At 71.7% G+C, this 23,552-nt stretch carries 16 protein-coding genes; 6 read left to right on the top strand and 10 right to left on the bottom strand.

Translation table 11 applies throughout. The features are described 5' to 3' along the window. Positions 1-141 precede the first annotated feature (141 nt). Positions 142-2,181, top strand: a complete 2,040-nt coding sequence (locus tag J2Z30_RS33060) for a sulfatase-like hydrolase/transferase (RefSeq protein ID WP_044567685.1) — start codon at positions 142-144, stop codon at positions 2,179-2,181. Between the two features lie 302 nt (positions 2,182-2,483). Here the strand turns inward: J2Z30_RS33060 and nrfD are convergent, their stop codons facing one another. The 3 genes from nrfD to fdh are packed head-to-tail and all read right to left on the bottom strand — an operon-like array spanning position 2,484 to position 7,812. Beyond that, on the bottom strand, positions 2,484-3,533 hold the full coding sequence (gene nrfD, locus J2Z30_RS33055; RefSeq protein ID WP_044567683.1) for an NrfD/PsrC family molybdoenzyme membrane anchor subunit: 1,050 nt from the start codon (positions 3,531-3,533) through the stop codon (positions 2,484-2,486). Further along, on the bottom strand, positions 3,533-4,552 hold the full coding sequence (locus tag J2Z30_RS33050; protein WP_044567681.1) for a 4Fe-4S dicluster domain-containing protein: 1,020 nt from the start codon (positions 4,550-4,552) through the stop codon (positions 3,533-3,535). The genes nrfD and J2Z30_RS33050 overlap by 1 nt, the downstream gene beginning before the upstream one ends. Next, positions 4,549-7,812 carry a formate dehydrogenase gene (fdh, locus tag J2Z30_RS33045; RefSeq protein ID WP_044567678.1) on the bottom strand — a complete coding sequence of 1,088 codons (3,264 nt, stop codon included), beginning with the start codon at positions 7,810-7,812 and terminating at the stop codon, positions 4,549-4,551. The genes J2Z30_RS33050 and fdh overlap by 4 nt, the downstream gene beginning before the upstream one ends. Before the next feature lie 60 nt (positions 7,813-7,872). On the opposite strand from fdh, the gene J2Z30_RS33040 reads away from it, so the two are divergent. Further along, on the top strand, positions 7,873-8,607 hold the full coding sequence (locus tag J2Z30_RS33040) for a DUF429 domain-containing protein (protein ID WP_044567676.1): 735 nt from the start codon (positions 7,873-7,875) through the stop codon (positions 8,605-8,607). 112 nt (positions 8,608-8,719) lie between these two features. Here the strand turns inward: J2Z30_RS33040 and J2Z30_RS33035 are convergent, their stop codons facing one another. Beyond that, positions 8,720-9,877, bottom strand: a complete 1,158-nt coding sequence (locus tag J2Z30_RS33035; RefSeq protein ID WP_044567674.1) for a transglycosylase family protein — start codon at positions 9,875-9,877, stop codon at positions 8,720-8,722. A gap of 1,662 nt (positions 9,878-11,539) precedes the next feature. On the opposite strand from J2Z30_RS33035, the gene J2Z30_RS33030 reads away from it, so the two are divergent. Then, complete coding sequence (locus J2Z30_RS33030; protein WP_044567672.1) at positions 11,540-12,373, top strand: MOSC domain-containing protein; 834 nt, start codon at positions 11,540-11,542, stop codon at positions 12,371-12,373. A 10-nt stretch (positions 12,374-12,383) separates the two neighbouring features. Here J2Z30_RS33030 and J2Z30_RS33025 read toward each other — a convergent pair whose 3' ends face one another. Together J2Z30_RS33025 and J2Z30_RS33020 are read right to left on the bottom strand one after the other, a co-directional pair. Further along, the gene (locus tag J2Z30_RS33025; protein WP_044567670.1) at positions 12,384-12,794 is read right to left on the bottom strand and encodes an SRPBCC family protein; all 411 of its coding nucleotides are present in this window, start codon (positions 12,792-12,794) and stop codon (positions 12,384-12,386) included. Between the two features lie 74 nt (positions 12,795-12,868). Then, the gene (locus J2Z30_RS33020; RefSeq protein WP_044567667.1) at positions 12,869-13,882 is read right to left on the bottom strand and encodes an Lrp/AsnC family transcriptional regulator; all 1,014 of its coding nucleotides are present in this window, start codon (positions 13,880-13,882) and stop codon (positions 12,869-12,871) included. A gap of 93 nt (positions 13,883-13,975) precedes the next feature. On the opposite strand from J2Z30_RS33020, the gene J2Z30_RS33015 reads away from it, so the two are divergent. Both J2Z30_RS33015 and J2Z30_RS33010 read left to right on the top strand, forming a co-directional pair. Then, positions 13,976-15,631, top strand: coding sequence for an AbgT family transporter (locus tag J2Z30_RS33015; RefSeq protein WP_209468938.1), 1,656 nt, complete (start codon positions 13,976-13,978; stop codon positions 15,629-15,631). A gap of 50 nt (positions 15,632-15,681) precedes the next feature. Then, entirely contained in the window at positions 15,682-16,836 is a 1,155-nt protein-coding gene (locus J2Z30_RS33010; RefSeq protein WP_044567666.1) for a M20 family metallopeptidase, read from the top strand. Positions 16,837-16,956: 120 nt separating this feature from the next. On the opposite strand, the gene J2Z30_RS33005 is transcribed toward J2Z30_RS33010, so the two are convergent. Both J2Z30_RS33005 and J2Z30_RS33000 read right to left on the bottom strand, forming a co-directional pair. After that, positions 16,957-17,193, bottom strand: coding sequence for a DUF397 domain-containing protein (locus tag J2Z30_RS33005; RefSeq protein ID WP_044567659.1), 237 nt, complete (start codon positions 17,191-17,193; stop codon positions 16,957-16,959). 5 nt (positions 17,194-17,198) lie between these two features. Then, positions 17,199-18,059 carry a Sco1979 family transcriptional regulator gene (locus tag J2Z30_RS33000; RefSeq protein ID WP_044567658.1) on the bottom strand — a complete coding sequence of 287 codons (861 nt, stop codon included), beginning with the start codon at positions 18,057-18,059 and terminating at the stop codon, positions 17,199-17,201. A 212-nt stretch (positions 18,060-18,271) separates the two neighbouring features. On the opposite strand from J2Z30_RS33000, the gene J2Z30_RS32995 reads away from it, so the two are divergent. Then, positions 18,272-18,766 carry a hypothetical protein gene (locus J2Z30_RS32995; RefSeq protein WP_052701183.1) on the top strand — a complete coding sequence of 165 codons (495 nt, stop codon included), beginning with the start codon at positions 18,272-18,274 and terminating at the stop codon, positions 18,764-18,766. A gap of 18 nt (positions 18,767-18,784) precedes the next feature. Here the strand turns inward: J2Z30_RS32995 and J2Z30_RS32990 are convergent, their stop codons facing one another. Continuing rightward, on the bottom strand, positions 18,785-20,812 hold the full coding sequence (locus J2Z30_RS32990; protein ID WP_044567657.1) for a pyridoxal phosphate-dependent aminotransferase: 2,028 nt from the start codon (positions 20,810-20,812) through the stop codon (positions 18,785-18,787). 234 nt (positions 20,813-21,046) lie between these two features. Beyond that, a complete protein-coding gene (locus J2Z30_RS32985; RefSeq protein ID WP_308280176.1) occupies positions 21,047-23,350 on the bottom strand; it encodes an ATP-binding protein in 2,304 nt (767 codons plus the stop codon). Positions 23,351-23,552: the final 202 nt, after the last annotated feature.

Below are 23,552 nucleotides of genomic sequence, written 5' to 3'. Positions count from 1 at the left end.
CGAGGGGCGGGAGGCGCCGGGAAAAAGTGCCAGGTGATTGAACGCGGACCCCTGGCACGCCGTACGGATAACGACGGGCACCGGCCACCCGAGCCGGGTCCGCCGTGCCACCACCGGGCTTCGCAGGGAAGGACCTTCGGGTTGTCGCGCCAATCGAGCTCTCGTCAGCGGTCGGAATCGGACAAGGGAACCACGGGGGAGGGCCTGACGGAGGGCCCGTCACCGGAGGGTCCACCTGAGCGCACACCGGATGTCCCCGTCCAGGGGCGGGATGACGCGGGGGAGCCGGATACGGCCCCCGCCCAGGCGGCGGACACCGCCGCGGATGCCCAGGGCGCGGACACCGCCCGGGGCGCCGACACCGCCCAGGGCGCGGTCGCGGACGTGGAGGAGGACCCGGAGGAGGACCCGGAGGAGACCACCGTGACCGGCCCCCTGGTCGGCACCGCCCCCGACGCGGCCCCCGCCCGCAAGGGATGGCGCGCCAAGTACCCCGTCGCGGCACGGACGGTGGCGTGGACGGTCACGACACTGTCCCTCGCCCTCGTGTTCATCGCTCTCCTCCTGCCGACCAAACTCACCCTCGTCGAACCCAGCGCCTTCATGCGCATCCCGGTGGAGGGCATCTTCGGCGCCACGCTGCTGCTCATGCTGCCGACGATGGCGCGGCGGGTGGTGGCGGTGCTCGCCGGGGCGGCCCTCGGGGCGCTGACCATCCTGAACCTCCTCGATATCGGCTTCAACGAGTTCCTCGGCCGTGGGTTCAACGTGGTGCTCGACTGGATACTGCTGGACGACGCCGAGTCGTACCTCAAGGACTCGGTCGGTGGGACGGCCGCCACCGTCGCCGTGATCGGGGTCGTGGTGCTCGCCGTCGCACTGCTCGTCCTGATGGCGCTCGCCGTCCTGCGGGTCAGCAATGTCATGGCGCGGAACATCGCCGTGGCCACCCGTACCACCCTGGTGCTCGGCACCGTCTGGGTGATGTGCGCGGCGCTCGGGGTGCAGGTGGCCGGGGCGCCGTTCGCGTCCAGGAGCACCACCGCGCTGCTCCAGGACCGGGCCGAGCGGGTGCGCAAAACCCTCAGGGACGAGCGGGAGTTCGCCAAGGTGGCCGCCGTGGACACCTACGGCGACACCCCCGGCGACCAGCTGCTGACCGGGCTGCGCGGCAAGGACATGATCTTCACCTTCATCGAGAGCTACGGCCGCTCGGCCATCGAGGACCCGGCGATCGCGCCCGGTGTCGACAAGACGCTCAAGAACGCCACCAAGCGGCTGGGCAAGGCCGGGTTCGCCGCCAAGAGCGGCTGGCTCACCTCGGCCACGTACGGCGGCAGCAGCTGGCTGGGTCACTCCACCTTCCTCACCGGCCTGTGGATCGACAACCAGAACCGCTACCGAACCGTCACCGCGGGCGACCACATGTCCATCACCCGCGCCTTCCAGCGCACCGGCGCCTGGCGGACCGTCGGCATCATGCCGGGGGTGCAGAAGGCTTGGCCGGAGGGCAAGTTCTACGGCCTCGACCACGTCTACGACTCCCGGGAACTCGGCTACAAGGGCCCGAAGTTCAGCTGGTCGACCATGCCCGACCAGTACGCCCTGAAGGCGTTCCAGCGCCTGGAGCACGGCAAGAAGCACGACAAGCCGCTGATGTCGGAGATCATCCTGACCTCCAGCCACCAGCCCTGGGCGCCCATCCCCAAGACGGTCCCCTGGAGCGAGGTCGGCAACGGCTCGGTCTACAAGGCCATCCAGAAGGCGGGCAAGAAGCCCGCGGACGTGTTCACCGATTCCAAGAAGGTGAAGACCGAGTACGGAAGGTCCATCCAGTACTCGGTCAACAGCCTCATCGACTATGTGCTGAAGTACGGCAACAAGAACACGGTGCTGGTCTTCCTCGGCGACCACCAGCCGCTCGCCCGGGTCAGCGGCGACAACGCCAGCCGGGACGTGCCGGTGGCGATCGTCGCGCACGACAAGGCGGTACTGGACCGGATCTCCCACTGGGACTGGGACGACGGTCTGATGCCGGGCGCGAAGGCCCCGGTGTGGAAGATGAGCTCCTTCCGCGACCGCTTCCTGGACGCCTACGGTCCGAACCCCGGCGGCGGAACCGCCCCCGCTTCGCCGTCGACCAGGCCGTCGACCTCACCGTCGGCTTCGGCTGAGCGATAGCCCTCGACGCGGCACTGCGCCCGTCCGTCAGTCAGCCCGTCAGCCCGTCAGCCCGTCAGCCCGTCAGTCAGTCCGTCAGCAGGGACGTGTACGGGCCGAACTCCGAGGCCAGGGTCAGTCGGCCCGCCGGCCAGCTCGAAGGACTCGGCGCAGAAGTCCAGGTCCAGATCGGTGGAGCGGGGGAGGACGGTGCCCAGGGAGCGGTCCCACAGCAGACAGCGGTGGTCGGCGTCGGGGAGGGGGAAATCGAATGGTCTCGTCGCTGAGGTAGAGACCGCGGAAGGCCGTACGGCGCGGCGGGGTCAGTCGTCCTCCGACCGCTCCCGCCGCGCCTCGAGCCGCTCCCGCTGGGGCAGGACCGTGTACTTCGGGTCCTCCGCCGACCGCATCCCGGCGTGGAACACCCCGAAACGGGTGCACGCGGAGGCCGCCAGCAGGGCGGCACCGCTGAGGGCCGCGGCGGCGCGGCTGCGGCGGCCGAGGAGGGCGCCGCCGAGCGCGCCCGCCACCGACAGCGCCTCGGCGGCGCGCATCAGCCTGCCCGCCCGGCCCTCGCGGTAGGTCTCGGCGACCACCCCGAGCCGCCGTTCCATGGCCTTGACGGCGGCGGTCTCCACCGCCGTGCCGAGCAGCGCCACGCCCCGCGCCGGGGCGTTCTCGGCGACCGGCGAGGCCAGCAGGGCCATACCGCCCGCCGCCATGGCGGCCGAGCCGACGAAGAGATACGGCAGTTCGCGATAGCCGTCGTGCCATGCGGGGACGGCCGTGTCGGCGGCCAGCACCGCCGTGTACGAGGCCACCGCCGGGCCCAGCAGCGCCGCCCCCACCGTGGCCGCACGGCCGGCCCGCGGCAGCCGCCCGGCCAGGTCCGAGGCGGCGGCCGCACCCGCCATCGGGCCGTAGGCCGCCAGCAGCCATGAGCCGACGCTCATCGGCGAGGTGGGCTTGAAGACCCGCAGCATATTGGCGAACCGCCCGGGGCGCCCGAGGTCGTGGATCAGGGCGGCGGTGGAGCCGGTCAGGGCGGCGATCGAGGACACCTTGAGCGCGCGGGCCATGGCCGGACGGCCGGTCAGTTCGGCGCCCGCCGCGAGCACCGACCCGGCGCCCGCGAGCCCGCCGAGGAAGAAGTAGCCCGCGATGTCCAGGGGACGCCAGGTGGGCGGGTTGAGCACCGGCCGCCCGTAGTAGGAGGTGAACTCCGCCCGGGGGACCATCGGCTGATCGCCCTTGCGGCCCTTCCCGCCCTTGCGGCCGCGCCGCTTGCCGTCCCCCATCCCCTTGCCGACCTGAGCGTCCCGGCCCGGCCGGGCGCCGCGGATGCCGTCACGGGTGACGTCCGACTCGCTCATCAGCGCCTCCTTCCGGTACGGCGCCCGCTGACGCCGGTCTGGGCCGCGAACACGGCGGCCACGCCACCGAGCAGGGTCAGGGCCGCGGCACCCGCGTGCCGCCACATCGAGGGCAGGTCGCGGGTGGTGACGACCGGGTCCGGCGGCAGCCCGTACACCTCCGGCTCGTCCAGCAGCAGGAAGAAGGCGCCGTCGCCGCCGACGCCGTCCTCCGGGTCGTGTCCGTACAGCCGCGCGTCCTCGACCCCCACCCGGTGCAGCTCCTCGACCCGGGCGGCGGCGCGCTCGCGCAGCTCGTCCAGGGGGCCGAACTGGATGGAGTCGGTGGGGCACGCCTTGGCGCACGCGGGTTCCTGTCCGGCGCCCAGCCGGTCGTAGCACAGGGTGCACTTGTGGGCCCCGCCGTCCTCGGGGCGTACGTCGATGACCCCGTACGGGCAGGCGGGCACGCAGTAGCCGCAGCCGTTGCAGATGTCGTCCTGGACCACCACGGTGCCGAACTCGGTGCGGAACAGCGCACCGGTCGGACACACGTCCAGGCACGCCGCGTGGGTGCAGTGCTTGCACACGTCCGAGGACATCAGCCACCGCAGCCCGTTCTGCCCGGCGTCGGACGGGGACGCCGGGGAGGTGGGGGTGATCGCCGCCTCCCCGACCGGGGTCCCGGAGCCCCGCGCCGCGAGGGCCAGCACATCGACGTCGCCGTGGTCGACGCCCGTCTCGGCCCGGCCCAGCGGCTTGTTCTGCTCGATGAAGGCCACATGGCGCCAGGTGGAGGCGGAGAGGCCCTGGGTGTTGTCGAAGGACATGCCGGTGAAGTCCAGGCCGTCCTCCGGGACGGCGTTCCACTCCTTGCACGCCACTTCACACGCCTTGCAACCGATGCAGACCGAGGTGTCGGTGAAGAAGCCGACCCGGGGTGGATGGTCCTCGTGCCCGGCGTCTCCGGCGACATCCGGTTCGGCTCCGGCGAGCAGATTGCGGCCGATCAGCGATGAGCGTTTCGAGGTGTCGGTCATCCCCGCACCTCCGTTCCGGTCCGCACCGTGATACCGGCGCGCCGCCGGTACTCTTCGAGCAGGGCCGTCAGCTCCGGGCCGCGGGGGCGGCGGCCGGGACGGATGTCGGCGCTCAGCGCCTTCACCTCCTGGATGTGGACATTCGGGTCGAGGGCGATGGCGGACAGCTCATTGGCGGCGTCCCCGCGGGTGTAGCCATTGGGACCCCAGTGGTACGGCAGCCCGATCTGATGCACCGTGCGGCCCCCGGCCCTGATCGGGGACATCCGCTCGGTGACCATCACCCGGGCCTCGATCACCCCGCGCGCGCTGATGAGCGTCGCCCAGCCGGTGTGCTCCAGATGCCGCTCACCGGCCAGCTCGGGGGAGACCTCGCAGAAGAACTCCGGCTGCAGCTCGGCCAGATACGGTGTCCAGCGGCTCATCCCGCCCGCCGTGAAGTGCTCGGTGAGCCGATAGGTGGTGATCATGTACGGGAACACCTCGCTGCCCGGTTCGCCCCCGCTGGGGTGGAAGACGTTGTGCTCATCGGAGATCACCTCCCGGACCGGGTTGCGCTGCTGCTCCGGGTAGAGGGGATTGCGCACCGGCGAGTCCTGCGGCTCGTAGTGCGTCGGCAGCGGGCCGTCGACCAGCCCGGCCGGGGCGTACAGCCACCCCTTGCCGTCGGCCTGCATGATGAACGGATCCACTCCGCTGAGCGCGTCCGGGCCCTGGGCGTCCTCGGGCGGGCGGTAGGACGGCGCCCGGTCGGGGATGAAGTCCGGGATGTCATGGCCGGTCCACCGCTCCCGCTCCTCGTCCCACCACACCAGCGCCTTGCGCTCGCTCCACGGGTTGCCGTCGGGGTCGGCCGAGGCGCGGTTGTAGAGGATGCGGCGGTTGGCGGGCCAGGCCCAGGCCCATCCGGCGGCGATCCAGTCCTGCTCGGTGTGCGGCTTGCGGCGGGCGGCCTGGTTGACGCCGTCGGCGTACACCCCGCAGTAGATCCAGCAGCCGCAGGAGGTGGAGCCGTCGTCCTTCAGCTGGGTGTACGCGCCGAGCGGCTCGCCGCGCGCGTCATGGCCGTTGATCTCGGCCAGGATCGCCTCGGCGCTGGGCTCGTCCAGCGGCCCCTCGGTGGGGTAGGACCAGGCCAGATCCTGGACGGCCCGGTCCATCGGGTCGGTGGAGTCCTTCAGCCGCTCCTTGATCCGCCGCCCCAGGTGGTACATGAACCACAGATCGCTGCGCGCCTCGCCGTCCGGCTCCTTGGCGGCGAAATGCCACTGCAGCATCCGGTTGGTGTTGGTGAAGGAGCCGGACTTCTCGGTGTGGGCGGCGGCGGGGAAGAAGAACACCTCGGTGGCGATGTCCTCGGTGCGCAGCTCGCCGGTCTCGATCTCCGGTCCGTCCTGCCACCAGGTGGCGGACTCGATGAGGGAGAAGTCCCGGACGACGAGCCAGTCCAGGTTGGCCATGCCCAGGCGCTGCATCTTGGTGTTGGCCGAGCCCACGGCGGGGTTCTCACCCATCAGGAAGTAGCCCTTGCAGACTCCGTCCAGCATCTCCTTCACCGTGTGGTAGGTGCTGTGGGAGCCGGTCAGCCGGGGCAGATGGCCGAAGCAGTAGTCGTTGTCGGCGTGTGCGGCGTCGCCGAAGTACGCCTTGAGCAGGCTGACGACATAGGAGCGCATCTCGCCCCAGAAGCCCTTCTCGGTCTTCACGGCCCCGACGAAGGCGTCCAGGTCCTCGTGGGCGTGGGCGTGCGGCATCGGGATGTAGCCGGGGAGCACGTTGAACAGGGTGGGGATGTCGCTGGAGCCCTGGATGCTGGCGTGGCCGCGCAGCGCCTGGATGCCGCCGCCGGGGCGGCCGATGTTGCCGAGCAGCAGCTGGAGGATGCTGGCGGTGCGGATGTACTGGGCGCCCACGGTGTGCTGGGTCCAGCCGACGGCGTACACGAACTCCGAGGTGCGGTCCGGGCCGGAGTTCTCCACCAGTGCGCGGCACACCTCCAGGAAGGTGTCCTGGGGAATTCCGCAGGTCTCCTCGACCATCTCGGGTGTGTAGCGGGAGAAGTGGCGCTTGAGGATCTGATAGACGCAGCGCGGATGTCGCAGGGTCCGGTCGGTGGGGACCTCGGCGGAGGTGGGCGCGCCGCCGGAGCCGTGGGACTCGGAGAGGGCGGCGGTCGCCAGGGACGCGCCACGCCGGGTGCGGTCCTCGTACAGCTCGTCGGGCGCGCCCTGTGGCGCCTGGACCTCGGTGCCCTCGTAAGCCCAGGTGGAGATGTCGTAGTGGCCGGTCTCCAGGTCGAGACCGGAGAAGATCCCGGCCAGGTCCTCGGTGTCCTCGAACTCCTCGCCGACGATGCTGGCCGCGTTGGTGTACTCCAGGACGTAGTCGCGGAAGTCGTGGCCGCCGGTCAGGACGTGGTTGATGATGCCGCCGAGGAAGGCGATGTCGGTGCCGGCCCGGATCGGTACGTACAGATCGGCCAGCGCGCTGGTGCGGCTGAAGCGCGGATCGACATGGATGACCTTCGCGCCGCGCGCCTTGGCCTCCATCACCCACTGGAAGCCCACGGGGTGGGCCTCGGCGAAGTTGGAGCCCTCGATCACGATGCAGTCCGCGTTCTGCAGGTCCTGCAGAAAGGTGGTGGCGCCGCCGCGGCCGAAGGAGGTGCCGAGCCCGGCCACGGTCGAGGAGTGGCAGACCCGGGCCTGGTTCTCCACCTGGATCACCCCGAGCCCGGTCAGCAACTTCTTGATGAGGTAGTTCTCCTCGTTGTCCAGGGTGGCGCCGCCGAGGCTGGCGATCCCCATGGTGCGGTTGACGCCGACCCCGTCCCGTTCCCACTCCCAGCCCTCGCGACGGGTGCGGAGCACCCGCTCCACGACCATGTCCAGCGCGGTGTCCAGGTCCAGCCGCTCCCAATCGGTGCCGTACGGGCGGCGGTAGAGCACCTCGTGCCGCCGGGACTCCCCGGTGGTCAGCTGGAGCGACGCCGAGCCCTTGGGGCACAGCCGGCCGCGGCTGACCGGTGAGTCGGGGTCGCCCTCGATCTGCACCACCCGGTCGTCCTTCACATAGACGTTCTGGGCGCACCCCACCGCGCAATAGGGGCACACCGACTTGACCACCTTGTCGGCCGTGACGGTGCGGGGGCGCCGCTCCCGGGTGGCGGCCGAGGTGGTGGCGGCGCCGCGGCCGAGCGGGTCGCTTCCGGTGAGCTGGCGGTAGACAGGCCAATCCTGGATCCATGTACGTACGCCCATCGCCGTCCTTTCCTGCCGTTCCGTCCCGCACCGGCTCATCCGCGTGGTCGGATACGGCGCATGGGTTCCCGTCGCGATGCTTTTCACACCCCGCCCGCACCCGGATGCGCCGAATCGCCCGTCGTGGGGGTGGACGCCTGCCGCACCGGCTGGGTGGCCGTGACCCTGGACGAGGAGGGCCGCTTCGCGGGGGCCGACACCGCCGAGGCGCTGAGCGAGCTGCTCGGCCGGGTAGGGGACGCCGCCGTGGTGGCGGTCGACATGCCGCTGGGGCTGCTGGCGGAGGGATGGCGCGAGGCCGACGCCCTGGCCACCACGATGGTGGCCCCGCACCGCTCCCGGGTCTTCTCCGTACCGCCGCGCGAGGTCTGGGAGGCGGACGGCTACGACGGCGCCAACGCGGTCTGCCGGCGGCTGACCGGTCAGGGGCTCAGCCGTCAGTCGTGGGGGCTGGCGGCGAAGCTGCGCGAGGCCAACGCCTGCCGTGACGGGGGCGACCACCGGCTGTACGAGGTCCATCCCGAGGTCTCCTTCGCCGCCCTCGGCGAGGGGCGGCCCGTGCCCTGGAGCAAGAAGAGCTGGAGCGGCCAGGCCGTGCGCCGCCGGCTGCTGGCGGACCAGGGCATCCTCCTGCCCGACGACCTCGGACCGGCCGGGCGGGTGCCGCCCGACGACGTCCTGGACGCCGCGGCGGCGGCCTGGAGCGCGCGGCGCATCGCGCTCCAGGCCGCCCGGAGCCTTCCCGATCCGCCTCAGACGACGGAGACCGGGCTGGCCGTCGCGATCTGGTACTGACCGGTCCCCGCGCGGATGGCGGGAGGCCGCCCGAGCCGTGCCTCGGGCGGCCTCCCCTTCCCCCACCCCTCGGAGATGGACCGTGCGGACGCCATGCGTCCGGTGTGTGGCGTCAGACGCTGACGCCGTGGGAGCGCAGATAGGCCAGCGGGTCGATGTCGGACCCGTAGCGCGGGCTGGTGCGGACCTCGAAGTGGAGATGCGGTCCGGTGGCGTTCCCGGTGCTGCCGGACCGGGCGATCCGGTGGCCCGCCTCGACCGACTGCCCGGTGCGTACCGTCAGTGCCGACAGATGCGCGTAGTGGGTGTAGAGCCCGTCGGCGTGGCGGATGATCACCTGGTGGCCGAAGGCGCCGCCCCACCCGGCCGCCACCACGGTGCCCGGGGCGGCCGCGCGCACGGAGGTGCCGGTGGGAACCGCGAAGTCCACGCCGGTGTGATGGCCGCTCGCCCACCGCGGGCCGCGGATGCCGTACCCCGCGCTGACCGGCCCGCTGACCGGGGCCATATGCGGGCGGGCCGCCGTCTTGCGGACCACCGGGTGGCTCGAGACCGTCGAGGCGCGGTGCCGGGGCGCCGCCTTGTGCGGATGCCGGGAGCCCGCGGGCAGGGTCAGCCGCTGCCCCGGGTGGATCAGATGCGGGTTCGGGCCGACGGTCCCGCGGTTGGCGTGGTACAGCGCCTTCCAGCCACCCCTGACGGACGCACGTGTGGCGATGCGGGACAGCGTGTCGCCGCGGACGACCGCGTAGGAGCCGGACGCCGCCGCGCGCCGGGCGGTGTGCTGCCGGGCCCGGGACTTAGCGGCGGACTTGGCCGACTTCTTGGGCTTGGCCGGGTGCTGGGCGCGGGGGTGGGCGTTCTGGCTCGTCACTCCGGCGGGTGGCCCGGACCGGGTCAGCCGGCTGCGGACGGAGCACACCGGCCACGCGCCGGGGCCCTGTTTGCGCAGCACCGCTTCCGCCACGGTGATCTGCTGGGCCTTGGAGGCCAGATCGGCCCGCGGGGCGTAGGCGGTGCCGCCGAACGCCGCCCAGGTGTGCTGGGAGAACTGCAGTCCGCCGTAGTAGCCGTTGCCGGTGTTGATGTGCCAGTTGCCCCCGCTCTCGCACTTGGCGACCCGGTTCCAGGTGTCGACCGAGGCCGCGTGGGCGGCGCCGGTGCCGAGGAACGGCAGGACGATGCCGACACCACCCGCGGTGAGCGCCACGCACAGCGGCGAGACCCTGCTGGGCGATGCGGGGCGTCGGTGACTTCCTCGTACGGCCATGAGGCTGGTTCCTCTCCACAACGGCTCTCGACGTCACCCTCCGGAGGACCCGGCGGGCTGTACGAGTACCGCAGCCCGGCCCCGCCGGTCACAAGGCGCAGGGGGCCTCATGGACCGCCGCGCGCCGCCCGGTGCCACCCCGGAATCGGCTGACGCTCCCTCAGCTGAGCGGCGGGAGGCGCATGGAGGGCCGGGGGCGCACGGCCGCCGGCGGGACGGGAGCGGCGGGCCGGGGCGGGCGCCGGGCGATCACGCGCCGCCGGACGTCCTCGTACGGCGGGAAATGATTCTCCGGGGCGCCGGACGGGGCGGACGCTATTCCGCCGGATTGGTTTCCGGTTGATCGGTGACCGATCTCGGACGGCGGTTCGGGTGAATTGCCGCCGGGGCGCGAGAGGTTGAAGACCGGACGAGCGGCGGGCGGCTCAATACGGCGTCCGGTGCGGGCCGGGCGCGCGGCACGGGATCTTCCCCGGCGCTATTGCGTCACCGCCCGGTCAAGATCGGCCGCTTGACGGCCGGGCCCGAGCGGGCGGCCGTAACCGCGCGGCACCGCGCCGGAACCGGCCGTTCCGGTCCCCTCCCCGGCATCCGGAGAATGCCGGGGAGGGGAGGAGCGGAAGGGGAGAGCGGGAGGCGGCGGGAGGGGGCGGGAAATAGGACGGCCTTGCGGCGGGGCGGGGAAGAGGGGGACGCATGAGCGAACGCGCCGGAGGTGCCCGGCGGAGTTTCCCAGGGCGCGGCGGGAGACTGAAACGTATCGGCGGGGGCCCGCCGCCGACCGTGGCGTTCAGGGCCGGGATCCGGCCGGGAGCGGACGCGGCCCCCGGCGACGACACGGCAGGGAGACGGCGCGGAGACGGCGAGACGAACGCCTCTTCTTGGGTCGCTCGCCTCCGCGCGCTCTGATCCGGTGCCGACACTCCTCGTCGACGGTCGCTCGTTCCTCGCTCCCTGCTCCTCGTCGCTTTCGGCACCGGCGCGCCTTACGGCTCGCTCCCGAGGGCACCGGGCGCGGAACCAGGCCCCCGACTCGTATACGCTCTCGCCTCCGGTATGGCCCGCGGAACAGGGGCAGCCGCTCGGTGCCCGGCCAACTCGTGGGCCACAGAACGGACTTGACTTGGCGTTTACCGTATCTCTTGTCGTGCATCGCCGCGCCGACCGCCCGTGCGCAGCGGCAGTTCTCCGAAAAGGCCCGGTCGTCATGGCCGCCGGGGAACTGGCGGAGAATCACGCCGCCCGTGTATAGCGGGAACCGAGCCGCCGCGCATATCATTGCCTCACATCGACTTCCTCCCTTCCGGCCGCTCGCAGGAGCGGCCCCGGAATAATCACCCTTCACCCCGCCTGTCCGGACCCCCGGGCGGCGCCGGGGCCGCGCTTTTCCCGCGGCTCCTCCACCGCTCCCTGGAAACGGTTCGTTTGGGTTCCCGCCGACGGGAGACGCGGCGCGCCTACGGCGTATGCCGGTGGTCACCGGTCGTGCGCGGTGGGTCATTCGGCGTACTCGGTGCTACGCCTTGCCGCTGGACGCCGGGTCGGGGGCGCATGGCGGAACCCGGCCGTGCCATGAAACGCCGGTCGGGCACCGGGCGAGGGGGAATGAGCGCCCCGACCGGCCGCTCGGAGCCGCCGCCATCCCTGGGGTAAGGTGCCCGCGTGGCCACCGTTGTCGAGCTGACCTGCTATCCCATCAAGGGCTGCGCGGGCGTTCCGCTGTCCGAGGCGCTGCTGACGGAGGCGGGTCTGGAACACGACCGCAGCTTCATGGTCATCGGTGAGGACGGGGAGTGCCGCACTCAGCGGCGGGATCCCCGGCTCGCCGTCATCCGCCCCGCCATCGACCGGCACGGCACCCGGCTCACCCTGTCCGCCCCCGGCGGGGACGAGGTGGCCATCGACATCGACACCACCTCCGCGCGGCGCGAGGTCACCGTGTTCGACACCCCCTATCTCGGCATCGACCAGGGCGAGGACGCCGCCATGTGGCTTTCCCGGTTTCTGAGCGCGCCGAGCAGGCTGGTGCGGGTGCCCCCGGAGCACGACCGGGTGACCGGCGGATGGATCCCCGGCACCTGTGGCTACGCCGACAGCGCCGCGGTGCACATCGTCTCCCGGGCCAGCCTGGACGGGCTGAACGAGCGGATCGCCGAGGCGGGCGGCGCTGCACTGCCGATGAACCGCTTCCGCCCCGGCATCGTGATCGGCGGATGGGACGAACCCCATCGGGAGGACCGGGTCCGCAGGATCGCCGTCGGCGGTGCCGAGCTGGGCTTCGCCAAGCACACCGCCCGGTGCGTCGTGACGACGGTCGATCAGAGCGAGGGCGTCAAGGCGGGCCCCGAGCCGCTGCGCACCATGGCCGGCTACCGGCGCGGCCCCGGCGGCGCCCCCCTGTTCGGCTGCCAGTTCTCCGTGACCCGCGCCGGAAAACTGGCCGTGGGCGACGAGGTGGACGTCATCGAGTGGGACGGGCCGCCGCCGCGGGAGTGACCGGGAGCGCTCAGACCGACGCGAGCACCTTGGCGAAGGCGTCCAGCAGCTGGGCCGCGCCCTCCTCGGCCTGGGCGCACTGCTCCTCCGGCGGAGCGGGCTGCCGGAGCACCACCCGGGTCCGGCCGCCGTCCAGATCGGCGAAGGTGGCGGTCATCTCCATCGCACCCTGCGGCAGGTCCAGCGTCCACACCAGCCGCTCCCGGCCGACCACTTCGCGGTAGACACCGCGCATCGGCATCTCGCCCGCGGGAGTGGCGACGGTCGCCCTCCAGGCGCCACCCGGCCGGACGTCGAGGTCGACGGACTCGGGCGCGGCGCCGAACCAGCGGGCGAAGTACTGCGGCTCGGTCCACACCCGCCACACCGTCTCGCGCGGCGCGTCCAGGTCCCGGCCGATGGTGATCTCGTCGCTGCTCATGGTGTCTCCTCGGTGAGCGGGGGCGGGAAGGTGCCGCCCCCTGTGTCACCTCAGACCGGCGCGCCGCGCGGAACTCATCGGTCCTGGCCCACCAGTCTTCCGTCCTCGCGGCCGATCCAGTACCGGCGCAGCACATCGAGGACCACCGACACCTCGCAGGCGGTGATGCCGGGAAGCGTCGCCAGATCGCGGGTGAGCAGCTCGGCCAGGCCGTCCTCGTCCCGGAACACCCCGTGGTGGATCACCGAGGAGGTGCCCGCCACGATCGAGACATAGCGCGCCGAGGGATGCCGGGCCAGCGCGTCGGCCACTTCCTGGATGGCCCCGGGCGCGGCATGCAGCTCGATCACGACCTCCAGCGGATGGCCGAGCAGCGCCGGTTCGATCTCCACGCGGGGCCGCACCAGCCCGCGCTGGAGGAGTGACTGGGTCAGCCGGTAGGCGGTGGACCGGCTGATGCCGAGCCCGCGTGCCACATCGGCGGCGCTCGCCCGGCCGTCCTGACGCAGCAGTTCCATGGCCCGCAGCTCGTCGTCGCCGAACCCGGTGACGGACGCGGGCTCCTCCACCGGATCGGCGACCTCCCGCAACGCCCGCACCTGCGCGTCGTCCAGCCGCCGCAGCCGCCAGGAGTCGGACTTCGCCGTCGCCCGCAGCACCAGCTCGGTATGGGCCGACCGCACACCGGGGACGGACGGGATCCGGGTCATCAGCAGCTCACGCGCCCGGTCGCGCCGGGTGGCGTGCAGGGAGCAGTAGACATCGGTGCGGCCCGTGGTCGTGGCGACGAACGGGATCTCGGGCAGCGCGGACAGCTGCCGGGCCACCTCCCACGCCTGCCCCGGGGCCGTGGCCACCCAGATGTGCAGGGGGTTGCCCTCGGCCAGCATCGGCCATTCCACCTGCCCGATCACCCGCAGCAGCCGCTCCTCCGCGAGCCGGGCCAGCCGGCGGCCGACGGTGCTGGCGGAGCTGCCGAGCACCTCGGCCAGCGCGCTCAGCGGCGCCCTCGGCGCCACCTGCAGGGCGGCCACCAGATCGAGGTCGGCGTCGTCGAGCACCGGTGGGGTGGAGGGAACGGCTGTCATGGATAAGAATCTATCGTGCGATTGGTGCTCCATGCGTGAATCATTCTTGCGTTACGAGTCTTTTACTTGCCTCATTCCGTCATGCCTTCTCTAATGGACGACCACTACTGCGTCGTCGACGAAGGAGTGCGGACGGTGAGTTCCAACGACACCACGACCACACCCGACAACACCCCCGGCAAACCGCCTCCCGACGAGCCCGGGGACTCCTCGGCGGCGCTGTCCGCACTGCTCAGGGTGCTCGGCGCCGTCGAGCGCGCGGGCAACAAGCTTCCCCACCCCTTCTGGCTGTTCGCGATCCTCAGCGCCTTCCTCGCGCTGATCAGCTGGGGGCTCGCCACCGCCGACGTCTCCGCGGTCGACCCGGCGGGGGACAAGACCGTGGCGGTGCGCAGCCTGATCTCGGTCGACGGGGTGCGGTCGATGATCAACGACGCGATCACCAACTACGCCACCTTCCCACCGCTCGGCACCATCCTGGTCGTCATGCTCGGTGTCGCCGTCGCCGACCGGTCGGGGCTGCTCGCGGCGATGCTGCGGGCCGGCGTCGCCAAGGTCCCGGCACGCTGGATGACCTTCGCCCTGGCCTTCACCGCGATGGTCGCCCACATCGCGTCCGACGCCGCCTATGTGGCGCTGGTCCCCCTGGGCGGGCTGGCCTTCCGGGCCGTCGGGCGCAGTCCGCTGCTGGGGATCGTCGTGGCGTTCGTCGGCGTATCGGCGGGCTATGACGCCAGCCCGCTGATCACCCCGATGGACGCGGTGCTGTCCGGGCTGACCACGGCCGCCGCGCACACCGTGGACCCCGGCTATGTCGTCACCCCGCTGTCCAACTACTTCTTCTCCCTCGCCTCCTCGGTGGTGCTGGCCGCCGTGATCACCTTCGTCACCGAGAAGGTGCTGGTGAAGCGGGTGGCGGCGCTTCCGCCCGAGCCCGAGGAGGCGGAGGGCGAAGCCACCGGGAAGGCCACCGGGGATGTCGAGCTCGCCCTCGCACCCGAGGAGCGCCGCGGGCTGCGCCGCGCCACCGTCGTCCTCGTCGGCTACCTCGCGGTGATCGTGGTGGCGATGATCCCCACCGGGTCACCGCTGCGCGGCGAGGGCGGCAGCATCGTCGAATCGCCCGTGCTCTCCGGTATCGCCGTGGTGCTCGGCCTGCTCTTCGCCCTCCTCGGCGCGGTTTACGGGCGTGCGGCCGGTACCGTCCGCGGCGGCCGTGACATCCCGGACTTCATGGCGCAGGGCATGCGGGAGATGGCCCCCATCCTGGTGCTGTTCTTCGCCATCTCCCAGTTCCTCGCCTACTTCAAGTGGACCGGCGTCGGCCAGGTGCTCGCCATCCGCGGCGCCGATCTGCTGAAGGACCTCGGGGTCACCGGCCCGGTCGCCTTCCTCGGCATCGTGGTGGTGTGCACGGTGATCAATCTGGCGATGACCAGCGGTTCGGCCATGTGGGCGCTGGTGGCCCCGGTCTTCGTGCCGATGCTGATGCTGCTGCACATCCCCCCGGAGGCCACCCAGGCCGTCTACCGCATCGCCGACTCCTGCACCAACGCCATCACCCCGATGAGCGCCTACTTCGTCATGGCGCTCGGCTTCCTCCAGCGCTACCGGCGCTCCGCCGGAATCGGCACCCTCGCCTCGCTGACCCTGCCGCTGTCCGTGGCCATGCTGGTGGCCTGGACCCTGCTCTTCTACGTCTGGTGGGCGCTGGGCATTCCGCTCGGCCCCGGCGCGCCCGTCCGCTGATCCCCAGCCGCTCCCTCACCCCCGCCACCCCCGGGAAGGATCCTCATCGCATGACCCCCTCCGACCTCGCCGCCGCCACCGCCCAGGCGCTGCCCGAGATGATCGAAGACCTACGGACGCTGGTGGAACTGGAGACGCCGAGCAACGACAAGCGGCTGCTGGACGCCGGACTCGCCGCGATCAGCGGCTGGGTCGTCGACCGGCTCGGCGAGCCGGACGGAACCGAGCGCCACGACTGCGGACCGCACGGCGATGTGCTCGCCCTGACCTATCGCGGCACGGCACCCGGCACCGTGCTGATGCTGTGCCACTACGACACGGTGTGGCCGGCCGGAACGCTCGCCGAATGGCCCTTCGAGGTCGTGGACGGCCGGGCGAGCGGCCCCGGTGTCTTCGACATGAAGACGGGCCTGGTGCAGGCCGTGTGGACGCTGCGGCTGCTGCGCGAGCTGGAGCTCCCGCACCCCTCGGTGCGGCTGCTGCTCAATGGCGACGAGGAGATCGGCAGCCCCGCCTCCCGCCGCCATATCGAGCGGCTGAGCGAGGACGTCCTGGCCACGCTGGTCTTCGAGGCGTCGCTGGACGGGGCGCTCAAGACCTCCCGCAAGGGCGTCGGGCTGTTCGATGTGACGGCCCACGGCATCGAATCGCATGCGGGTCTCGATCCGTTCGCGGGCGCGAGCGCCATCCACGCGCTGGCCGAGGTGGTCCCGCGGATCGCCGCGCTCAGCGCCCCGGAACGGGGGACCACGGTGAACGTGGGGCTGATCAGCGGCGGCACGGGGCGCAATGTGATCGCCGCACAGGCGAGTTGCGGCATCGACATCCGGATCGCCGAACCGGAGGAGACGAAGCGGATCGACGCCGCGCTGCACGCCCTCGCCCCCTCCGACCAGCGGGTGCGGCTGACGGTCACCGGTGAGTGGAACCGTCCGCCGATGGTCCCGGGCGGCCCGTCCCGCCGGCTGTTCGAACAGGCCCACGCGATCGCCGCGGAACACGGCTGGGAGCTGGAGGAGACCGCGGTCGGCGGTGCGAGCGACGGCAACTTCGTCTCCGCGCTCGGCCGTCCGGTCCTCGACGGGCTCGGTGCCCTCGGCTCCGGCGCCCACGCCCGCCATGAACACACCGTGCTCGCCCCGATCCCGGCCCGTACCGCGCTGACCATCGGTCTGCTGCGGGCACTGGCGGCGGACGCCACGTAACGGCACACCGCACGTAACGGCACACCGCACGTGACGGCACACCGCACGTGACGGCACACCGACGCCGCGCCGGCGCCGACGGTCCACCGGCCGTCGGCGCCGGTGCGCACGGCGGCCGCGTCAGCAGACGAGGAAGTCCGCCTCGCCCGCCTTGGCGCCCTGGATGAACGCGATGATCTCGCTGTGGGTGTAGATCAGCGCCGGACCGTCCGGATCGGTCGACTGACGGATCGCGACCCGGCCGTCGTCCAGCTTCATGGCTTCGACGCAGTTGCCGCCATTGCCACCGCTCCACGGCTTGTGCCAGCCCTCACTGCCGAGGTCGCTCGCGCGCATGCCGTTGTGAATGCGATCCATTCCGATCAGAGCTCCTTGCGGAAATCCCGGAGGATTTCCTTTGTGCGTCGTGCGGTTGCCGCCTGGGCCGCCATGCGGTCCATGGCCTCCAGATGGGAGGCCACCTCGATGCGTTCATCCAGGTAGACGGCGCCGGTCAGGTACTCGACGTAGACCATGTCCGGCAGTTCGGGTACAGCGAAGCGGAAGAGGACGAAGGGCCCATAGGTGCCCGGATGGTGCCCGGAGGAGAACTCGGAGATCTGCAGCGTGATGTGCGGCATCTCCACGGCCTCCAGTAGCCGGTCGACCTGGTGGCGCATCACCGCCGCCGAACCCACCTGCCGGCGCAGCACCGTCTCGTCCATCACCACCCACAGCCGGGGCGGATCCCGCCGGGTGAGCAGGGCCTGCCGCTCCATGCGCAGCGCCACATGGCGCTCCGCCTGCCGGGAGCCGGCCTGGCCGACGGCGCCGGTCTGCATGACCGCGCGGGCGTAGTCCTCGGTCTGGAGCAGGCCGGGCACGAAGTGCGGCTCGTACGCCCGGATCATCTCGGCCGCGCCCTCCAGGCTGACGTGGACGCTGAACCAGTCCGGCAGGATGTCGTGGAACCGCTGCCACCAACCGGGCTTGTTGGCCTCCTCGGTCAGGGTGATGAACGAGTCGAGCTCGTCACCGGTGATCCCGTAGGCGTCCAGCAGCATCTGTACATACGGGACCTTCAGCGCGACCTCGGCGGTCTCCATGCGGCGGATGGTGGCGTGCGCCACCCGCAGCACTTTGGCCGCCTCGTCCCGCTTGAACCCCGCCTTCTCCCGCAGATCCTGCAGCCTCTTGCCGAGGACGACCTGACCCACGGTCGGCGCCGACCGCGGTTCGCTCACCTGAATCCCTCCCTGACCTCCCCAACACTGATGTTCGCAGTGTGCCATGGCCAGTGCGGAACGGACACATTGCACTGACGACTCTGCACAATTCAGAGTGAGCCTTGCCAAGTGTCCCCGGCGATGCGCATAGTTGCGGCATGATCCCGTTACCGCGCTCCGCCGCGGCGACCGCAGGCACCATCGGCCCGACCTCTGTGAAGTGCCCCTAGATGACGTACGCCTTCGCCGGTGCGCTGACCGGCCTCGTCCGCGGCCGGTTCGGCCGGCGCGGATTCCGCGCGGTGTCCGGCCGCCACCGCCTTCAACTGCCCGCGGCGCTGCGGACGGACCGGGCCTACGACGCGGTGGGGATCGCCGAGCGGCACGGACCCGGGGTGATGGCCCTGCTGCCCCGGGCGGGATGCGTGCTCACCGGTGCCGGGTGCTGGTGGTGGATCGTGCCGCCCCATTCGGACGTCGGGGTCGACTGGCCCGCGCCGGCCGTCTACGCGGCCGGTGCCATGGTGACCGGCCCGTCCGGGCGGCGGACCGGCGCCACGGGCGGCCCCGCGGGTGGCCCCACGGGGAGTGAGGAGCCCGGTGTGGTGCACTGGCCGGGCGACGGGGAGCCGTACACCCATCCCCTGCTGCTGCACATCGCGATCTGCGCGGCGGCCGGGGTCTCCCCGGTCTGGCCGTGCGACGACCGGCTGCGTCGGTCATGACCTCGGCGCCGGGCCCGGTCATGCCATCGAGCCGTCCTGGAGGTACGCCGCGGGGCGCGGATAGCGCTGCAGCGCCGGGGTCTGGCCGGTCGGGTCGTCGTCCTGCTCGCTGAGGGGGACGACCGGGGGCGCTGCCGCCGCCGCGGCCTTCAGCTCGGCGGGGTCGTAGGTCATGGCCTGCGTCCGCTCCATCGGCGACGGCTCGGGTATTCCCGTGTCCTGCTGCCCGTAGACCGGGATCTGGTCGATCGTCGTCTCCTCGGGCCGGGTCTGGACGTACGCCGCCGTCCCCTGCCCCTGGGCACCCTGGGCCTGGATCTGGGCCTGGATCTGGGCCATCGACATCTGGGAGGTCTGCGCCTGGGCACCCTGGTACGGCGCGCTCTGCGGCTGGGGCGCCATCTGCATCAACGGCGCCTGGCCCTGCGGCGCCTGGCTCTGGGCCGGCTGCAACTGCGGGGCCTGGAACTGCTGCGCGGGCATCTGCTGCGGAATCTGCGGCTGCGGGGCCTGGACCATCTGGGGCTGCGGCAGCGCGGCCGGGGCCTGGTACAGGGGCGGCTGGGCCGGGGGAGTGGCGACATAGGCGGGCGACAGCTCCGGGAGCGGCTGCTGCTGGACGTACCCCGGCGAGGCGCCCGTACCCGCGCCCGCGCCCGCGAAGGACGCCTGTCCGTACAGGTCGCCGGCGACGCCCTGCGGGGCCGGAAGGGCGGCCGCGGAGTACATCGGCTGGGGCTCCTGCGCCATCGGCGCCGCGGGCAGCTGGGGCGGCTGCTGGTAGGAGTAGTCCAGGGACTGCGCCTGCCAGGGGGTGGCTCCCAGGGCCCCCATGGACCCCGACGATCCGGCGTACCCCGAGGATCCGGCGTACCCCGAGGACCCGGCGTATCCCGAGGGCAGCGACGGCTGCTGGTCCCAGCCGACCTGCGGGGCGTAGAAGGACGTCCCGTACAGCACCGTGCTCAGCCCGGTCAGCAGCCGCTGCACATCCGGCTGGGAGCGCACCACCAACCGCATGAACTGGCTGCTGCTGCCCAGCTTGTTGCCGCATTCGCGCACCAGCACACCGTGCTGGGACAGCAGTTGGTCGCGGACCCAGCCGCCGTCCGTCCCCGCCGGGAGCTTGACGAAGACGAAGTTGCCCTGGGAGGGGTAGACCGTCATCCCGGGCAGCCCGGCCAGCTGGGTGGTCATCTGCTGCCGGTCGTGGCTGAGCATGCGCAGGCTGTCCACGTACTCCTGCCGGTACCGCTTCAGCATGAAGACGATGACCTCGGCGAAGGAGTTGAGGTTCCACTTCGGCAGCCGGGAGCGGATCTGTACGGCGAGCGACGGATTGGCCACCAGATAACCGAAGCGCACCCCGTGCAGCCCGAAGTTCTTGCCGAGGCTGCGCAGCACGATCACATTCGGGCGCAGGATGGCCTCGTCCACGACGCTCGGATACGCCTCGGCGTCCGCGAACTCCAGGAAGGACTCGTCGATCACGATCAGGTCGAGGTCGGCCAGGGCGTCCATGATGCCGATGAGGGCCTGGCGGGACACCAGCCCGCCGTCGGGGTTGTTGGGATTGCAGATCACGGCGACCCGGGAGCCCCGGGAGCGTACGAAGTTGACGAAGGCGTTGGGGTCGAGTGCGAATCCGCTCATTTCCGGGAGCTGGAACATATCGACCCGTTTGCCGGTCTCCATCGGCTGGTCGGTCCAGCGGCCGAAGGTGGGAATCGGCACCGCCAGGCTTTCCTTCACCAGCAGATGGTCGATCCAGGTGATGAGCTCGGTCGAGCCGTTGCCCATCGCCATGGTCTGCGGCTGCAGCCCGAGCACATCGGCCAGTTCGGCGGTGATGGTCTCCGCGGAGCTCGGGTAGTAGGTGAGGATGTCCCGCAGCCTGACCGCCATCACGGCGAACATCGCGGGGGTGGGGAAGTACGGATTGCAGGGGATGCAGAAGTCCACGAGCTCCTGTCCGCCACCCGTGACCCCGGCGCGGTTGAGCGCGAAGAACGACGGGCTGTGGGCGGTGCCACGGAAAAGCTCCATGGCATCACCGGTATTGCCGACTGCGGCAACAGTCACGGCGGGACCTCCTCGGTCGCATGAGCCGCGTCGACGCACTGACACGGCCGTTGCGGCTCGTCCCTCGAGCCTGACGCATGATCTCTCGAAGCCGGGGCGGGCGAGGATTTTCGTGGGGGTTGTGAAAACCTCCGGGACATCTGCTCCGGTCTCGAATAGAATTCCGCCCCTTGCCCCTTGAGAATGTCGGCGCGGCCTTCAGACCGTATCCTCCGGCGGGCGTTCGCCATCGGCCTCGGTGGTGCGGTGCTGTTCCGCTACCCAGACCGCCACCTGCGCACGCGAGGTGAAACCCAGCTTGCTCAAAATGTGCTCAATATGGCCCTCGGCCGTGCGCTGGGCGATGACCAGGGACGAGGCGATCTCCTTGTTGCTGAGCCCCTGCGCGACCAGCCGCGCGATTTCGGACTCCCGGGGTGTCAGCGGCGACGGCCGCCCGCCCGCCGACGTCTCCCCGCTGGGCAGTTCGTCCTCCAGCGCGTACCCCAGCGCCTCGGTGTAGGAGAGCCGGGCGCCCTGTTTGCACGCCGTGTTGAAGGCCGGTTTGCCCAGGGCCCGCCGCACCGCGGCCTCGCACTCCTCGTGGTAGTGGACCAGGTGCCCGTAGCCGGACAGCGGGGCGCCGATGGCGTGCCAGAGGGTCCCCAGGGCGCCGAGCAGCCTGGCCGCCCGCGAGTGGTCCTGTTCGGTGGCCGCGATCCAGGCCAGCACCTCGAGGTTGACCCCGACGCCCAGCGGATCGTCCAGCGAGCGGTTGAACGTGAGGCTCTCCCTCTCCAGAGCGGCGGCTCTCGCGGTGTCGCCCTGGCGCCAGACATCCACGCCGAGCGCCATCATCGTGTAGGCCCGGTGCCAGCCCTCCCCGTACGCGTCGCACACCTCCAACGACTCCTCGCCCAGGGCGATCGCGCGCGGCGAGTCGCCGATGAAGGAGTGGGCGAGCGAGAGCCGGATGAGCGCCAGGGCCAGCCCCACCGGATCGCCGGTCGCGCGATGGCGGGCCACGGCCTCCTCGTAGAGCGCGATCGCGGACCGGGTCTCGCCCCGGTACATGGCGACCATGCCGGAGTAGAGCGCGGCGTAGGCGAGCACCGGCTCCAGGCCCAGCCGGGTGCCGATGGACCGGCTCTCCTCGAGCATGGCCGCGGCGGCGTCGGTGTCGGACTGGATGACGGCCAGCCAGCTGTTGGTCCACAGGGCCCGCGCCCGCGACCCGTCGGGTTCGGTGCACAGCACCAGCGCCTGGTCCAGCCAGCGGCGGCCTTCGCCGAGGTAGTAGCTGGTGATCCAGTGGTAGAGCAGGTCGGCGGCCATGTCGAGTCCGCATACGGTCTGTTCGGGCTCGGCCAGGCAGCTCTCCAGGGCGGTGCGCAGATTGGCGTGCTCCAGGTGGAGCCGGGTGAACCACTGCACCTGGGCGGGTCCGAAGAGCGCCGCCCGCGCGTCCGCGGCGAGGCCGCGGTAGTAGTCGCGGTGGCGCCGCAGCCGTACGGCCTCCTCCCCGGAGGCGGCCAGCCGCTCATGGCCGTACTCGCGCAGCGTGTCCAGCATCCGGTAGCGCACCGACGTCCGGTGCTCCTCCCTGAGCAGCACCGACTTGTCCACCAGCTCGGCCACCAGGTCCAGGGTCTCCTCGCGGCCGATGCCCTCGCCCGAGCAGACCGCCTCGGCCGCCTCCAGGTCCAGGCTTCCGGCGAACACCGAGGTCCGGGCCCACAGCAGCCGCTCCCGCTCGGTGCACAGCTCATAGCTCCAGTCGATCAGGGCCCGCAGCGTCTGATGGCGGGGAAGGACCGTCCGGGAGCCGGTGGTGAGCAGCCGGAACCGGTCGTCCAGCCGGTCCAGCAGCTGCTGCACGGACAGGGCGCGCAGCCGTACGACCGCGAGCTCGATGCCCAGCGGGATGCCGTCCAGCCGGCGGCAGATCAGCTCGACCGCGTCCCGGTTGTCCTCGTCGAGCTGGAATCCGGGCACGATGGCCGCGGCCCGCTCGACGAACAGCCGTATCGCGTCGCACCGTGCGAGCGTCGCGAGGGAGGGCCGTGGCCCCTCGGGGTCCGGCAGCCCCAGGGTGGGGACGGCCAGGCTCTGCTCACCGGCGGTGCCCAGCGCCTGCCGGCTGGTGGTCAAGAGCCGCAGCCGGGGGGCCGCGCGCAGCAGCCGGTCGGCGAGCCGGGCGCACTCCTCCAGCAGGTGTTCGCAGTTGTCGAGGACGATCAGGGCCTGCCGGTCCCGCAGATGGTCGACGAGGATGTCCATCGCCGGGCGGGAGGAGTGGTCGCGTATCTCCAGCGCCTCGGTGACGCCCTGGGCGAGCAACGTGGGGTTGTCCAGGTCGGCGAGCTCTGCCAGCCAGACCCCGTCGGGGAAGGCCCGGCGCGCCTCGTCCGCGACCCGCAGCGCCAGCCGGGTCTTCCCGACCCCGCCGACCCCGGTCAGGGTGACCAGGCGGGACGCGGACAGCATCCGCTTGACCTCGGCCGCCTCATGCCGACGTCCCACGAAACTTGTCACCTCGGCCGGCAGCCTGACTGTCTGCCGCCCGGTCGGGGTGCCTGTCGCCACCGCACCCATCGATGCCTCGCACCGGCCTCGGGCGGGCGGGACCCTGTGCCCGCACGGGCCCGAAGCCCTGTTTCCAGGCTATGCCCGGGGCGGGGGCGGCCGCACACACCCCGGGCGGGCGCAGGGCGGGAGTGCACCG

Source organism: Streptomyces iranensis (assembly GCF_017874715.1).
In the GTDB taxonomy this organism is placed as follows: domain Bacteria; phylum Actinomycetota; class Actinomycetes; order Streptomycetales; family Streptomycetaceae; genus Streptomyces; species Streptomyces iranensis.
This window is presented reverse-complemented; position numbering and strand designations above follow the sequence as displayed.